Below are 15,336 nucleotides of genomic sequence, written 5' to 3' on the forward strand. Positions count from 1 at the left end.
CGTGTTTGAGAAGTCCCGTCTGTCTCGCGGGGTCTGACACGCACGCTTCAGCAACACCTTCCGGGTCGCCGGAGGGGCCGTCGCCCGGTCCCTCCGGCAACCGGGGACTCACAGGGCCGGCGGCTCCTGCGGCCCCCGGTCCACCGGCCCCCGGCCGGACAGCACCTCGCCGTACGCCTGCATCAGGTCCGGCAGCCGCAGGGTGGCCAGATCGTCCCGGCTCGGCACGGACGCATAGCCGGAGAGCCGCAGATCGCGGTAGGCGCAGCTCTTCTCGTACAGGGTGCGCAGGAACCGTCCGTTGCCCAGCTCGTCGATCCAGCCCTGCTCGACGACATGGCCGCTGATGGAACGCAGCTCGTCCAGGGACTCCTCGTCCCACGCGTCGCCGTTCTCCGCCGCCAGCACCTCGCCGATCGAGGTGAGCTCCAGCGGCCGGTAGCTCGGGAAGTCCACCCGGGTGGTGAAGCGCGAGGAGAGCCCCGGATTGGTGGCCAGCAGCCGGTCCATGCCCTCCGGGTAGCCCGCGAGGATGACGACGAGATGGTCCCGGTTGTCCTCCGCGCGCTTGAGGAGGACCTGCAGGGCCTCGTCGCCGTACGCGTCGCCCTTGCTGTAACCGCTGTTGGCGAGGCTGTACGCCTCGTCGACGAAGAGCACCCCGCCGAGCGCCGAGTCGATCAGCTCATTGGCCTTGACCGCGGTCTGGCCGAGGAACTCGCCCACCAGATCAGCCCGTTGGGCCTCGACCAGGTGATCGCCGCCGAGCAGCCCCAGCGCGTAGAAGACCCGGCCCAGGATGCGGGCCACCGTGGTCTTGCCGGTGCCGGACGGGCCGGAGAAGACGAAATGGCGCTTCGGCGGCTGCACGGGCAGCCCCTGGCCGGATCTCAGCCGCGCCATGTTCAACTGCGCGGACAACGCCTTGACCTGGCGCTTGACGGGCTCCAGACCCACCATCCGCTCCAGCTCGGCCAGCGCCTCGGCGAGCAGCACCGGATCGCTGGGCCCCGCCGGGAACGGGGACCGCGGCTGTCCGGGCACCGCGGCCCTGCGCCGGGCCCCGCCGGACGGCGGCGGCATTCCGATGCCCGGAAGACCGGGCCCCTCACCGCCGGGCCGCAGCTCCCGGCCGTCCGGCGGATCGGCGCCGAGCAGCGGATCCGCCTCCGGCTGGGCCTCCGACACGGTGTTGTCCGTGCCGAGCCCGGCCAGCGACACGGCGGCCAGCCCCGCGGCCTCGTCGGAGCCCTCCAGGCCGTCGTAGTCGGCGATGGCGGCGAGCCGCGCCGAGGTGTCCATGAACGCCGGGTCGATGCGGTGCACCGCCCGGTAGAGCGGCAGGGCGGCGGCGCTGCGACCGGTGCCCTCGTGCGCACGGGCCAGCCAGTAGCGCAGCTCCTTGCGCTGCGGCTGCTCGCTGCGACAGCGCATCAGGGCGGTGGAGAGCAGCGGCTCGGCCTGCCCGTACATCTCCAGCCGCACCCGCGCCATGCCGCCGAACAGCCCCGCCTCGATGCCGAGCAGCGGATCGTCCATCAGCCGCTCGGTGTTGCGTACGAGCTGCTCCCAGTCCTTGACCAGATACGAGCGGCAGGCATGCAGAAAACGCACCTGCGGGTCCGCGTCCACCGGCGGCAGGCCCGCGAGCGCCCGGTCCAGCTCGGGGACATGGCGGCCGTCCAGCCAGTGCGAGGCGTGCGCGAGCAGCAGATCGCGCGCGCTCTCCAGGACCGGCTGCACCCACCAGCCCAGCCAGTACCAGGAGTTGAGCGTGCGCCGATGGCGGGTGCGCTGCTCACCGAAGCGCTCGCGATGGCGGTACATGCGCAGCAGCGCGGTCGTCGTGTCGACCCTCAGCGCATGGAGGCCGAGCCAGCCGTCCGCCATGCCGGGATCGAGGCGAACCGCGGCCCTGAACTCCTCCTCGGCCTGTGGGTAGGCGCCCATCGTGTAGGCGTCCACGCCGCGCAGCCAGGCGAGGTCGGCCGGGGCCTGTGCGCCCTGCGTGCCGATGTCCATCTGGTCCCCCACAAACCGTGCCCCCAGGATGTCCCGCCGCACGATTCTGCCCACCGGGGCGCGCCGAATCACTTTGCCGCGGACGGGAATTGACCGCACCGAGAGGCATCGTACCTGCGCAGGGTGTGTGCGACTAAGTGCGCCGCAGGCGGAAGGGAGACCGTGACCCAGGGTGAGTGGAATCCACTGAACCGGTGTGGGGGAGGGGGCGCGAGGGCAGAACGAAGCCCCCGATCACGGGGGAACAATCGGGGGCTTCGCGTCCATGGGGGCTCCGAAAAGCCGCACATTGAGAACGTAAGACCTGTACCGCCCCCGGGTCAAGCAGAGTTGAGGCACTTGCGGGGCGATTTCTCACCATTCAATACGACGGAGCGCTGCGCTCACGTTCGGTGACGGAATGGTTCGCTCCTGCTTCCGTTCCGGGTCCCTCCAGCAACTCGTACCCCACGGGCAACTGCCGTACCAGGGCGTCCGCGTGGGAGCGTGAGGGATCGGCCGAGAAGTGCTCCGCCTCGGCCGCCGTCCACCCGTCCCAGAACTCCGAGAGCGCCGGCCCGTCCCTGCGGCGGCCGCGCTCCCAGGACTCCGCGGCGGCGAGATCCATCCACAACAGCCGGGCCAGCCGCGGCCGCAGCGCCCGGCGGCCGGCCCCGACCCCCTCGATCAGGACCACCGGTGCGGGCTCCAGCCCGCGCGGCGCTCCGAAACGCCGCGCGGTCCAGTCGTACGGCGCGTACCGCGCGCACTCGCCGCGCTCCAGTGGCCCGAGCACCTGCTCCCGCAGCCGGTCCACCCAGGTGAAGAAGGAGCCATGGGCGGCCAGGTCGTCCAGATGCAGGACCGGGGCGTCGTCGAGGGCGGCGGACAGGCGGGCGGCGAAGGTGCTCTTCCCCGACCCCGCGTGGCCGTCGACGGCGATCAGCCGTACCGGCCCGCAGGACGGCGGCAGGGCGCGCAGCCGCGCGGCGAGGGGCGAGAGGTCGTTCATGTCCACCAGCTTACGAGCCGCGCCGGAGCAGCCGCAGGTCACGCCAGTGGACCAGACCAATATTGGTTTACCGGCGCGAGTCGAATCGCTGGCCGGATCCGGCCACGACCCGCGATAGTTGGCGCACTGTCGTGCACCTGCCGCCCCACTCCGCCTACGACCGGGGGTCTCGCCCATGAACAGACCGACCTCACGCAGAACCGTGCTGACTGCCGCGCTCGCGGCAGCGGCCACCGCCGGCGCGGTGTCGCCCGCCGGTCCCGCGGCCGCCGCCGTTCCGTCCGCCGTCCCGTCCGATGCCTCCTCGGCGGCGGGCCCTGCCGTGGACAACGGTTTCTGGCACACCTACACGGACTGGCGCGCCGGTTCCGGCGCCGGGACGCGCGTCGTCGCGGGCCGCCGCCCCGGTCTGGTGATCGGACACGCCGAGGGGCGCACCGACTACACCGATCCGCACACCGGTACGACCGCCACCTGGGAGTACGCGAGCTGGACCTCTCCGGTCCACCGGTCCACCGTCCCGGCGACCGAGGTGATCGCCTCCTGGAACGCGGAGACCCCGGCGGGCACCTGGATCCAGATCGAGCTCCAGGGCCGCTACTCGGACAGCACCTCGACACCCTGGTACGTGATGGGCCGCTGGGCCGCCGGTGACGGCGACATCCGGCGTACCTCCGTCGACGACCAGACCGACGGCAAAAGCTCCGTCTGGACCGACACCTTCTCGGTGGACGACCCCGCGAGCGGACTGCGACTGGTCTCGTACCGGCTGCGGCTCACCCTCCACCGCACCCCGGGCAGCCGCCTGACGCCCACCGTCCGGCGGCTCGGCGCGATGGCGTCCGACATCCCGGACCGCTTCACCGTGCCGGCCAGCAACCCCGGCCTCGCCCGTGAGCTGCGGGTGCCGCGCTACTCGCAGAACGTCCACGCGGGCCAGTACCCCGAGTACGACAACGGCGGCGAGGCCTGGTGCAGCCCCACCTCCTCGCAGATGATCATCGAGTACTGGGGGCGCCGCCCGACCGCCGAGGAGCTCGCCTGGGTCAAGCCCGGCCTGGCCGACCCGCAGGTCTGCCACGCCGCCCGGTTCACCTACGACTACCAGTACGAGGGCTGCGGCAACTGGCCGTTCAACGCCGCGTACGCCGCGACGTACGACGAGATGAGCGCGGCGGTGACCCGGCTGGACTCGCTCGCGGACCTGGAGACGCTGATCCGCGCGGGCATCCCGGCCATAACGTCGCAGTCCTTCCTCAAGGAGGAGCTGACCGGCGCGGGATACGGGACCTCCGGCCACCTGATGACCGTGATCGGGTTCACCGCGGACGGCGACGTGATCGCGAACGACCCGGCCTCGCCGAGCAACGAGGCCGTGCGCCGGGTCTACAAGCGCAGGGAGTGGGAGAACATCTGGTTGAGGACCAAACGGTACGACGCGAACGGCAAGGTCAGGAGCGGTACGGGTGGAGTGTGCTACCTCTATTGGCCCGCCCGGCCGACACCGGCTCAGCGCCGGGTGCTGAAGTCGTTCGGCCTGCTCTGAGCATGTGCGCAGCCACGGCCGCCTCGACCACCTGACGGCAGCGTTCCCGGCCGTCCTGGGCGAGGTGGCCGCCATCTGCGGCTTTGCTTTCGAGAGGGCCTCTGACCTGCGCCGGAGGCCCTTTCGAAGCAGGGCGCCAGGGCGATCACGGCAGTGCCGCAGACGGCATCGAGTCACCGATGAACTGGAGATGAACTGAAAGAGCCCGACCCGGTCGAAGCCGTCCCTCACGTCGCGGCGAGTCCGGAACCGGGCGGCTCAGCCGAGGTCGTCACTCGACGTGGAGTTGCGGATCATGCGCACGTTGGGCAGCCTTCCTCGCCAAATCTCTCGTTCACCCGTGGCCTTGAATCCGTAGCGCTCGTAGAAGCGGACCGCGCGCTCGTTGTACTCGGTGACCCATAGGCGCATGGATGCGCTTCCTGCCCAGGCCAGGAATTCGCTCATCATTCGCCCCCCGACACCTTCGCCCTGGGCCTCGTTCAGCAGATACATCGGCCCGAGGGTGACCACGTCGTCCCGGCGGCCGCAGAGGAAACCGACGATCTCCGTATCGGAGCGGACGACACGGCAGAACAGCAGGTCCGGCCGTTGCTTCGCCGCCACTATGAACTCCCGCCACTGAGCGATGCCTTCCTCGGTGGCGGAGGAGCCTCGGTGCTCACGTATCCAACTCTCGTCTATCCCCGCCTCCTCGTTGGGATACGTCTGCAGCCAGGCCCTCAACTGCACAGGCCCCAGAGACTCGGCGTCCTCGGCGTGGGGGGCTTCGATCACGTGGGTCACGGCGGCCTTCCTTCACGATGCCCCGCGAGCACCTCGCACGGCCCTCATCGGCTTCAGCCCGTAGTCGAGCTCGACCGGTCCGCCGCCGTGGCAAGGGCGGACGGACCGCAGGTGGTCGGTCGTCCTGCTGCGCAAGGCCGCCGAGCCGGTGTGACGGCCGGCGGCCTCCGTTACCGCCCCGGCGTGCTGCCGCGCACGACCGGCTCCGCAGGAAGCAGCAGCCCGCTCGCCTCGGCGGCGGCGGGGTCCTCGACGGCGGTGATCAGCCGGTCGACGAGGACGTGGGCGATGGCGGCCAGGGGCAGGCGCGCGCTGGTGAGGGCGGGCTGGAGCAGTGTGCAGAGCGGGATGTCGTTGAAGCCGGTGACGGCGACGTCGTCGCCCACGACGAGGCCTGCGGCGCGGACGGCCTGGTAGGCGGACAGGGCGAGCCAGTCGTTTGCGCAGACCAGGGCGGTGGGGCGGTCGGGGCCGGTGAGCAGGCGCTCGACGGCGTGGGAGAGCGCGGCCGGGTCGTCGTCGGGGACGCCGACCTCGAAGGCGCCGTCAGGGGCGGCGGCCGCGGCTTGCAGGAAGCCGGCCCTGCGGTCGGCGAGCCAGGGCAGGGACGCGGCGGAGTTGAGGTAGCAGATCCGGCGGTGGCCCTGGTCGAGCAGGAGTCCGGTCAGGGCGGCGGTGGCGGCGGTGGAGTCGATGTCCACCCAGTTCTGCGGGCGCCCGGGGGCGGTGCGGCCGAAGGCGGCGAACGGGAAGCCGGCCTCGGCGAGCACGTCGACGCGGGGGTCGTCGTGGACGACGTCGGAGAGGACGAACCCGTCGACCTGGCGGGCCGCGATCAGGCCGTTGAAGGACCTGGCGACTGCTGCGGCGCCCTGCTGGGGGTCGGAGCGGAACACCAGGATGCGGTGGCCCACGGCGTCGGCGGCGGTCACCAGCGCCTGGAGGAAGCCGCCCATCAGGGGGTTGGGGTCGGCGGGGTTGTCGGCGGGGGCGGGATAGCCGATGACCTTGCGGGTGCCGGTGCGCAGGCTGCGGGCGGACTGGTCGGGCTGGTAACCGAGTTCGTCGATGGCGGCGGTGACCCGGGCGAGGGTGGTGGCGCGCAGCCGGTGGGGTGCGTTGAGAGCGTTCGAGACGGTCTGGCGGGAGACTCCGGCCGCGTGTGCGACGTCCTCGATGGTCACCTGTCGAGCGGTCATCGTTCCTCTGTGGTCGGCGGGCTGGGGGCGGCGGGTGGCCGCCCCCGGCCCCCGGTCGTCAGTGCTCGCGGGTCAGGGTGAGCAGGCCACCGGTCGGCACGGTCACCGAGTTCACCCCGGCGACGAGGTCGAGAACGGTCTCCGACAGGATCTCACCACGGCAGTCCTGGACGCGGGCGAGGGTCTGTTCCGGCCGGGTGGCGGTCAGGAGCACCACGGGGTCGCGGTCCGCGTTGGCGACGAGCAGGGTCTGCGGGCCGTCCGCGGCGCGCCGGTCCGGGAGGGCGACGGGCAGCGGCGCGTAGCGTGCGACCACGGTGGTGTGGTGGTCGCGGGCGCGGACCAGGGGGTAGCCGAGGTCCGGTCGCGCGGGTTCCAGGGCGCCGAGCTGGAGGACATCGGCGTACCGGCGGAAGACGCCGAGCCAGAAGCGCAGGGTGGCGAGCTGCTCAGGGCTCTGGGCGGCGAGGTCGACGGAAATCTGCGGCACCGAGAACAGGGCGTTGACGAGGTGGACGGCAACGGACTCGGGCGTTTCGGCGGAGTGCCACGTGATCATGTCGGCGTGGACGGCGAGCGGGCCCGCGGTGAGCCGGCAGTCGACGGTGCGCTGGCGGTTCTCGGCGGGGCTGAGCGGGCAGTCGGTGGCGCGGACCATGGTGGCGTACGGCCACAGCCCCGGGCTGACGTACGGCTGGCGGTGCTCGACGATCACGTCCGGCCGGGTGCGGCGCAGACGGGTGTCGAGGTCGGCGAGCAGCTGGAGCACGCCCTCGTGGACGGCGGTGCGGTCGGCGCCGGCCGGGGCGGGCGGAGGGTCGGTGACGGCGAAGCGGTCGATGAAGTCGAGCTTCAGACCGTCCATGTCCCACTGCTCGACGGCGCGGGAGACCTTCTCGACCAGGTGGGCGCGGACCTCGGGGTGGCGGGGGTCGAGCACGGCCGCGTCCAGGTGGGGCTCCTCGCGCAGGATCATGCCCTGGAAGCGGTCCCAGGCGTCGTTGTGCCGGCCGATGAACGGCACCGCGTACCAGAGGAGGTAGGCGACGCCGAGCCGGTGGACCTCGGCGACATGGGCCGCGGGGTCCGGGAAGGCCGCCGGGTTGGGCTCCCAGTCGCCGCAGTGGCCGTAGCCGCGGGCGCGGTCGGTGGTCTGCCAGCCGTCGTCGACGATGATGCTCTCGCAGCCGACGGCCGCGGCGAGGGCGGCCTGGCGCTCGACGGCGGCGGTGTCGACGTTCTGGTGGAGGCTGTACCAGGTGGAGTAGGCGGGCATCCGGGCGGCGGGCGCGATGCCGGGGTGGTCCAGGCCCTCGGCCCACCAGTCGGTGACGGCCTGCAGGGTGGCGGCGAAGTGGCGGTCGCTGAGGTCGATCCGCAGCCGCAGCGGCGGCCCGTCCGGGGTGAGGTCCTGCTCCACGGTGAAGGCGAACTCGCCGCTCTCCTCCACCACACCGGCACCGACGCGCACGGGTGCGGAGGTCTCGCCGGCGGCGGCGGTGCACAGAGCGCGGTCGTCGGCGCCGACCAGACTGGCCACGGGGGCGCCCAGAGCGAGCGAGACGGCCCGGGGGGCGACCCAGGACGGCGGCAGCCAGCGGGAGGCGTTGGTGTCCGGGGTCCAGTAGGCGGTGGCCCCGACGCAGGGGATCCGCCATTCGGCGCGGACGGTGGCCGCGGCCGACGCCGTGACCTCGATCAGGGCCACGCCGTCGCCGGCCGGGGTGACGGTGGTCTCCAGCCGGTCGCAGCCGAGCCCGGTGAGGTGGACGGTGAGCGGGGCGTCGGCACCGTGGAGCAGCCCGGTGGCGAGCTGCTGGTGGACGACGGTGTCGGGGGTCGCGTCGGCCGGCGTGTTGGGGCGCCAGACCGGGACGGGCTGCTGCGGGACCGCGGGCGCTTCGGTGGTCATGGCGGTCACTCCTTGGTGGCCCCGGCCAGCAGGCCGGAGATGAACTGGCGTTGCAGGACGAGGAAGAGGGCCATCACGGGGACGGCGGCGATGGCGGCGGCGAGCAGGACCTGCGCGTAGTTGGTGGTCGCAAGGCCCTGCAGGGTGGCGGTGGCCACGGGCAGCGTGTACATGTCGGGGCTGCGCAGTGCGATCAGCGGCCAGACGAACTGGTTCCAGCCGCCGAGGAAGACGAACAGCGCGAGCGCCGCGATGACCGGCCGGTTGACCGGGATGACGATCCGCCACAGCACCCGCAGTTCGCCGGCGCCGTCGACGCGGGCCGCGTCCAGGAGCTCGTCGGGCATGGAGCGCAGTGCCTGCCGCATCAGGAAGATGCCGAACGGGGTGACCAGGCCGGGGAGGACGACGGACTGGTAGGAGTCGATCAGGCCCAGCTTCATCATCATCTCGAAGATCGGGATGAGCATCACCGTGTCGGGGAGGACGAGGGTGCTGAGCAGCAGGACGAAGAACAGATTGCGCCCGCGGAACTCGAACTTGGCGAAGGCGTAGCCCGCGAGGACCGAGACGACGACCGCGCCGACCGTCTGAACGCCCGCCACCAGCACGGTGTTGAACAGGACGCGGGTGAGCCCGATGGAATCCTGGAGCCCCTGGAGGTTCTCCATGAGGTGACCGCCGGGCAGCAGCTTCGGCGGCCAGGAGAACACGTCGCTGTTCTCCTGCGTGGCGGCCATGGCGAGCCAGTAGAACGGACCGACGCAGAGCCCGAAGGCGCCCGCGAGGAGCAGGGTGAGGAGGAGGCTGCGGCGTTTCACTTGCGCTCTCCCATCAGGCGGACCTGCAGGAAGCCGAGCACGGCCACGATCAGCGCGAGCGCGTAGGCGAGAGCCGAGGCGTAGCCGAAGTCGAAGTATTTGAAGCCGTTGTTGTAGAGGTACATGGTGACCGTCAAGGTGGCGTTGTCGGGGCCGCCGCCGGTGAGGACGTACGGCTCGTCGAAGAGCTGCAGGGTGCCGATGGTGGAGAGCACCACGGTGAGGAGCAGGATCGGGCGCAGCTGGGGAAGGGTGATGGAGACGAAGCGGCGGATCGGTCCCGCGCCGTCGACCTTCGCGGCCTCGTACAGCTCCTGGGGAATGCCCTGCAGGCCGGCGAGGTAGATCACCGCGTTGTAGCCGGTGTAGTGCCAGGTGATGACGAGGACGACGCCGACGCGGGCCCAGAAGGGGCTGCCGAGCCAGTTCACCCGGTCGATGCCGAACAGGGAGAGGACCCAGTTCAACAGTCCGGCGTCGCGGTTGAGGATCACGGAGAACATCACGCCCGCGGCGACCAGACCGGTCAGCGAGGGGACGAAGACGCCGAGCCGCCAGAGCGGGCGCAGCCAGACCTTGGTGGAGTTGAGGCCGAGGGCGACGAGCAGGGCGAGACCGAGCATCAGCGGCACCTGGACGACCAGGATCAGCGCGGTGTTCTTCAGCGCGGTCCAGAACAGCGGGTCTTTCAGCAGGCGCTGGTAGTTGTCGAGCCCGGTGAAGTGCCGACCGGCGCCGTTGCCGGTGGTGAGGCTGATCCAGAGCGAGGCGACGATGGGGTACGCCTTGAAGATCGCGAAGCCCAGCACGGCGGGCATGATCAGCAGGTACGGGACGGAGGTGCGGGTCAGCAGTCGGCGGCGGCCCGAGCGGGTGCGGCCGTTCCGGTCGGTGGTGCCGCGGCCGGCCGGGGTGGCGGTGGCGGTGGCGGGAGCGTGTTCGGACGGGGCGAGGGACATGGTGGTCAGGCCGCCTGCTGCCGACCGGTCTGCTGGGCAAGCTGCTCGGCGGCCTTCTTGAGGGCGTCGGCCGGGTCGGCGCCCTTGATCAGCACCTGGCTCTGGGCGTCGCTGGCGAACTTGAGGGCGCGGGCGTAGTCGCCGGTGAAGTTGGTGGCCCGGGTATCGGCGGAGAGCGATTCGACGAAGGGCTTCAGCACCTTCTGGCCGCCGTAGAAGGGGTGCGGCGCGCTGAACCTCGGGTCGTCGTACGCCGCCTTGAGGGCGGGGAAGACGCCGCCGGAGGCGAACATCCGGTTGATCTGGGCGGGCTTGGTGAGCGCGTACTCGATGAATTGCCAGGCGGCCTTGCGGCGCGTGCTGGAGCCGGAGACGGTCAGGTAGGTGGAGTTGACGATGGCGTTGCGCTTGCCACCGGGAACGGCGGCGGGCGGCTGCATGGAGCGCCACTTCCCCTTCTGCTCGGGAAACGTGGAGGCCAGATACTCCACGGCCCAGGCCGCCTCCGCGTAGGTGGCGAGCTTCCCCTGGCTGAGCAGGCGCTTCTCGGTGCCCTGGCCCGCGGTGTCGGCGATCAGGCCGGCGTCGTTGAGCCGCTTGATGATGGTGAGGGCCTTGACGGCGGCCGGGGAGGCGAGCGTGATCTTCCCGTCCTGGTCGAAGTAGAAGACGTCCTGGAGTTGCATCAGGTTCTGGAAGAAGTCCATGTCCTGGGTGGCGCCGGTCTTGTCGAGCCCGAGCAGCCGGACACCGGTGGCGTCGAGGATCTTCGACCCTGCGGCGGTCATGTCGTTCCAGTCACTGATGTCGGCGGGGTCGACACCGGCCTTCTCGAAGTGGTCGTGCCGATAGAAGAGACCGAGCGGGTTGACCTCCCAGGGGAGGGCGTGGGCGGCCTTGTCCTTGCCTATGACGGTCGGCCACAGACCCTTGGCGAAGGCGTCCTTGTACGTGTCGGCGCCGAGCCCGGACAGGTCGGCGATGCCGTCGGGGAACTTGTCCAGGTAACCGGGCAGGTAGTCGACGCCGATGTGCAGGACGTCCGCGAGGCCCTTGCCGCCCGAGGCGAGGCCGACGGTGATCTTGTCCCAGATGGCCGGGTTGCCGACGTCCTGGACGTCGACCTTGATGCCGGGGTTGTCCCGCTCGAAGGAGGGGACGACGCTGCGCAGGCCCTCGGCCGCGGTGGTCCAGCTCCAGACGGTGATCCTGCCGCTGTCGCCGTCGCCTCCGGCGCTGCCCGATCCGTTGTCGCCGCAGGCGGTGAGGCCGAGTCCGGCGACGGAGGCGGTGGCGAGCTGAAGCAGACGGCGGCGGCTCAGTTGGTGGGACATGTGGGCTCCTGGGAGTGGGACATGGAGTGGGACGTGGGGCGGGTGAAGGCCTGCAGCGCCTCGGTGAGCAGGTCCGCGGCGGCGTCGGGGGTCGAAGCGTGGGGAGACAGCCGGATCCACTCGTCGCGGCGGGTGGTGATGACTCCGCCCGCTTCGAGGGCGCGGTGGACGGAGGCGGGATCACGACCGGGCAGCCGGAAAGCGCCGATGCCGCCGCGCTCCTGGGGCCCGAGCCCGTCCAGCAGGACCTCGGCACCGGCCTGGCGTGCACGATCGAGCAGTTCGTCGAGGACGGCGCGGATGCGACCGCCGACGACGGCCGGTCCGCCCTGGCCGACCAGGTCGTCGATCGCCGCGCCGAGGGCCGCGGCGGCCGGGAAGTCCGGGTTGGTGGCGAGGTGGGCGGCGGCCCCGGGCAGCGGCGGCGCCGGATGCCGGGGCGCGAAGGGATCCGCGACGCCGGCCCAGCCGCCGAGCCCGGGAGCCAGGTGCTCGGCGCACCGGTCGCGGATCAGTAGCAGTGCGGCTCCCCAGCCGGCCCGTAGCCACTTCTGGCCGCCGCTGACGAGGATGTCGGCGGCATCCGCTTCGAGCGCGACGGCGCCCAGGCCCTGGATGGCGTCGACGATCAGCAGCCGGCCGGGCCCGAGGACCTCCTTGAGGGCGGCGAGCGGTGCCAGGTGGCCGGTGAGCGAGTCGACGGCGCTGACGGTGAGGGCGGTGACATCGGGAGTGAGGTGGCGGCGCAGGAGGTCGGGGGTGATGTGCCGCTGCCCGGCCGGGTCGACGAGACGGACGGCGGGGCCGCCGCGGCCGGCGAAGCGGAGCCAGGGGTAGAGGTTGGCGGGGAACTCGCCACGGGGCACCAGGACGGTACCGGGGCCGTGGAGTGCGGCGGCCACGGTGAACAGGCCGTTGCTGGTGGACGGAGCGAGGGCGATTTCGTGCGGACGGGCGTCGAGCAGCCGGGCCGCCGAGGCCAGGGCGGCGTCGCCGAGGGCGAACAGCCGGTCGAGGTCGGCTGGGTCGACGCGGGCGGCGAGCGCGGTCGCGTCGGCGAGCGCGGCGGCGGCCGGGCGGGAGAGCGGGCCGACCCTGGCGTAGTCGAGGTAGCCCACCATCGGACCGCGGGCGGGAGCCGGACCGGGGGCCGCGGGGGTGACGGCTTCGGATGTCTGATGCATTTGATCGTTCAAAAATTTGCCCTAACAGAGCTTGCTGTACGTACTTTCCGGGGATTTGAAGGTTCACATTAGGGAGATCAGATCGACCCGACAAGAGGTTCGACACAACTGCTTTTCGGCGCAACTGCTTTCCGGTGAGCCGGCCGCAGGCCCCGCGCGGGTGGGCGGCGGGCGGTTCACCGGCACGGGCTCCGCTTCGACGAGAGCCGAGCGCTGCCGTCCTGCGGCACTTCGCTCGGCAGACGCCGGATCGTCGGCCCGGCCGGAGAGCCGGCGCTCCGCCGACACCGCCCTGCGCGAGTCGCTCGCGGGGCTGACCAACCCGCACCCGTTCAAGCGGTGCGCCGAGCTGGCGGCCTCCGGACCTGTCGCGGCTGCCCGCCACACCCTGCGGTCGCCGGCCCGCCGCATTCAGCACCTGCCCAAGAAGAGCGATGTCGGTGCCGTAAATGACGCCGGTAGCGAGGACGAGCCGGTCCCGGGCGGCGGCGAGGACGGTGGCGAAGCCGGATCTCGGCGTCGGTGACGCGCACGGTCGGGGGACCGATCCGGGTCGGGGCCGAGCCGTCGCGGCGCGCTGTTTCTCCGGACTCCGATGCTCCTCGCCGATGGACATGCGCGGCTTCTCGGCGCGCAGGCGATGGGACGGACCGTCCACTGCTTCGGCAGCGCTCACCTCGGAGACCCGCGATGCGTAACCGGTCCGAGCCCGGCGTACAGCCCGACCCGTCTGCCGCCACTTGCGGCTCTGCTCAGGAAAGGGCCTCTGACCTGGGCAGCACGCCGGGGCGCGGCCGTCCCAGGGACTCTGCAGGGAATTTCACGTCTGTACCGGGGGAGATTCCAGGGACTTTCGCTGTGCGGGCAGGGAAGGCACTGACAGCGCTCAAAGATGGAAAAGCGCTGGTCAGGGCACCGGCCCAGCGCCGGGTGCTGAAGTCGTTCGGCTGCTGCGAGCGGGTGCGGCGCCACGGCCGCACCTCCGAGGTCCTGAGCCGGTACACGTCCCGGCCCCGCCGGCATGCTGCTCGTGCCGACGGGGCCGGGAACGTCTTCCCGAGTGGTCAGCGCACCCGGAGCGCCTCGCGGATCGTGGCGAACAGGTCGGTCTGGTCGGTGACGCCCAGGACGCGGTAGGCCTGCGGGCCCTGAGCCGCGATCCGGACCTCGGTACCGGTGTGCTCCTGCGACTCGCCGGGCGGGTTGGTCGAGTAGTTCACCTTGATCTGCTGGCCCTCGTCGGTGACCAAGGTGGAGGACAGGCCGGGCGGCTGGGCCTCCAGGGGCACGATCTGGCTGCTGTGGCCGTGGTCGGCGGTGGTGACGACGAGGGTGTCGGGGTGCTTGGCGGCGTACGCGCGGGCCGTCTTCACCGCGCGGTCGAACGCCGCGGTCTCGCCGATCTGGCCGCACGGGTCGGCCGCGTGGTCCTGCTTGTCGATCGACGCGCCCTCGACCTGGAGGAAGAAGCCCTTCTCGCTGTGCCGGCGCTTCTGCTTCGCCTCCAGGAGCTGGATGGCCTTGGTGGTCTGGTCGGCGAGGTTCGGGGTGCCGGAGGGCCGGTTCGGGTTGGACGTCACGCAGCGCTGCGGGGCGGTCCCGCCGACCGCGGCGGTCTTGCCGGTCCACTCGGTGGGAACGTTGCCGGGCGCGAAGAGCCCGAGCACCGGCTTGCCGCCCTTGACCGACTTCAGGGAGGCGTTGTCGGTGACGACCTGGTAACCCAGCTTCCGCGCCTGCTCGCTGACGGTCAGGCCCTTGTACTTGCCGGCGGTCACCTTCTGGTCGAAGCGCTGCTTGCCGCCGCCGAGGAGCACATCGACCTTGTGGTTGACGCTCTGCTCGGCGATGGAGCCGGGTCCGCCCTTGGCGATGGTGTCGGTGGGGCACTTGGCCATGTCGGCGGGGCCCTGGCAGGAGCGGTCCGTGGCGTGCGAGGCGAGGACGGCCGGGGTGGCGTCGGTCAGCTCGGCGGTGGTCACCGAGCCGGTCGCGTAGCCGCCCTTCTGCGCCAGTTCCAGAATGGTCGGCACGGCCTTGTCGGTGCCCGGCGTCTTGGAGATCCGCCCGTTGACGGTCTTCACGCCGGTCGCCCAGCCGGTGCCGCTGGCCGCGGAGTCGGTGACGTAGTCCGGTGTGCCGTCCGCGTGCACGGCGTAGGTCGTGTACGCGCCGGTCAGCGGGAACTTGTCCATGTTCAGGCGGCCGGCCGCGCCCACGGTGTAGTCGCGGGCGAGGGTGATCTCCGAGTCGCCCATGCCGTCACCGATGAGCAGGATGACGTTCTTCGCCTTGCCGCCCTTGACGGCGTCCTTCGCGTGCTCCTTCGTACCGTACGCACCGGCCGTCGCCGTGAGGGCGACGGCGGCGGTGGCGGTGGCGACGAGGACCGCACCGGTGGCTGTCAGGTGACTGCGGGACAGGCGCTGTCTGGGCATGGAAATCTCCTTGATCCGGTCGGCGGGGAGCACCGACGACGATCACCTCATCAGCGGCGGGTGAACCACCGGTGACGTCGAAGCCGCGTCCGTCCTGCCGGAACATGGCATGAGGAGCCCGCCCGCCCGGCCCGCTGTCGCGAG

General features: G+C 71.5%; 12 protein-coding genes. 2 read left to right on the plus strand and 10 right to left on the minus strand.

All coding sequences use genetic code 11. The annotated features are described in order from the left end of the window. Positions 1-108 precede the first annotated feature (108 nt). Together OG520_RS33405 and OG520_RS33410 are read right to left on the minus strand one after the other, a co-directional pair. The gene (locus tag OG520_RS33405; RefSeq protein WP_406015576.1) at positions 109-2,022 is read right to left on the minus strand and encodes an AAA family ATPase; all 1,914 of its coding nucleotides are present in this window, start codon (positions 2,020-2,022) and stop codon (positions 109-111) included. Positions 2,023-2,383: 361 nt separating this feature from the next. Next, complete coding sequence (locus OG520_RS33410; protein ID WP_406015577.1) at positions 2,384-3,013, minus strand: uridine kinase; 630 nt, start codon at positions 3,011-3,013, stop codon at positions 2,384-2,386. A 175-nt stretch (positions 3,014-3,188) separates the two neighbouring features. Between OG520_RS33410 and OG520_RS33415 the strand changes: the two genes are divergently transcribed. Further along, the gene (locus OG520_RS33415) at positions 3,189-4,559 is read left to right on the plus strand and encodes a peptidase C39 family protein (protein WP_406015578.1); all 1,371 of its coding nucleotides are present in this window, start codon (positions 3,189-3,191) and stop codon (positions 4,557-4,559) included. Between the two features lie 258 nt (positions 4,560-4,817). On the opposite strand, the gene OG520_RS33420 is transcribed toward OG520_RS33415, so the two are convergent. From OG520_RS33420 to OG520_RS33450, 7 genes are all read right to left on the minus strand, one after another. After that, a complete protein-coding gene (locus OG520_RS33420) occupies positions 4,818-5,345 on the minus strand; it encodes a GNAT family N-acetyltransferase (protein WP_406015579.1) in 528 nt (175 codons plus the stop codon). 170 nt (positions 5,346-5,515) lie between these two features. Beyond that, on the minus strand, positions 5,516-6,544 hold the full coding sequence (locus tag OG520_RS33425) for a LacI family DNA-binding transcriptional regulator (RefSeq protein WP_406015580.1): 1,029 nt from the start codon (positions 6,542-6,544) through the stop codon (positions 5,516-5,518). 58 nt (positions 6,545-6,602) lie between these two features. Then, positions 6,603-8,456, minus strand: coding sequence for a glycoside hydrolase family 36 protein (locus OG520_RS33430; protein ID WP_406015581.1), 1,854 nt, complete (start codon positions 8,454-8,456; stop codon positions 6,603-6,605). A 5-nt stretch (positions 8,457-8,461) separates the two neighbouring features. Continuing rightward, the gene (locus OG520_RS33435) at positions 8,462-9,277 is read right to left on the minus strand and encodes a carbohydrate ABC transporter permease (protein ID WP_399334871.1); all 816 of its coding nucleotides are present in this window, start codon (positions 9,275-9,277) and stop codon (positions 8,462-8,464) included. Next, positions 9,274-10,236: a carbohydrate ABC transporter permease gene (locus OG520_RS33440; protein ID WP_406015582.1), complete on the minus strand. Its 963-nt coding sequence runs from the start codon at positions 10,234-10,236 to the stop codon at positions 9,274-9,276. The genes OG520_RS33435 and OG520_RS33440 overlap by 4 nt, the downstream gene beginning before the upstream one ends. Before the next feature lie 5 nt (positions 10,237-10,241). Further along, positions 10,242-11,570, minus strand: a complete 1,329-nt coding sequence (locus OG520_RS33445) for an extracellular solute-binding protein (protein ID WP_406015583.1) — start codon at positions 11,568-11,570, stop codon at positions 10,242-10,244. Then, on the minus strand, positions 11,555-12,754 hold the full coding sequence (locus OG520_RS33450; RefSeq protein ID WP_406015584.1) for an aminotransferase class V-fold PLP-dependent enzyme: 1,200 nt from the start codon (positions 12,752-12,754) through the stop codon (positions 11,555-11,557). Before OG520_RS33450 ends, OG520_RS33445 begins: the two co-directional genes overlap by 16 nt. A 160-nt stretch (positions 12,755-12,914) precedes the next feature. Here OG520_RS33450 and OG520_RS33455 point away from each other — a divergent pair, with 160 nt between their 5' ends. Then, positions 12,915-13,280 (plus strand): hypothetical protein, encoded by a 366-nt coding sequence (locus OG520_RS33455; RefSeq protein ID WP_399334879.1) that lies wholly within the window; start codon positions 12,915-12,917, stop codon positions 13,278-13,280. A 538-nt stretch (positions 13,281-13,818) separates the two neighbouring features. Here the strand turns inward: OG520_RS33455 and OG520_RS33460 are convergent. Next, positions 13,819-15,192 carry an alkaline phosphatase gene (locus OG520_RS33460; protein ID WP_406015585.1) on the minus strand — a complete coding sequence of 458 codons (1,374 nt, stop codon included), beginning with the start codon at positions 15,190-15,192 and terminating at the stop codon, positions 13,819-13,821. Positions 15,193-15,336 lie beyond the last annotated feature (144 nt).

The sequence above is a fragment of the Streptomyces sp. NBC_00984 genome, from assembly GCF_045162475.1.
GTDB lineage: Bacteria > Actinomycetota > Actinomycetes > Streptomycetales > Streptomycetaceae > Streptomyces.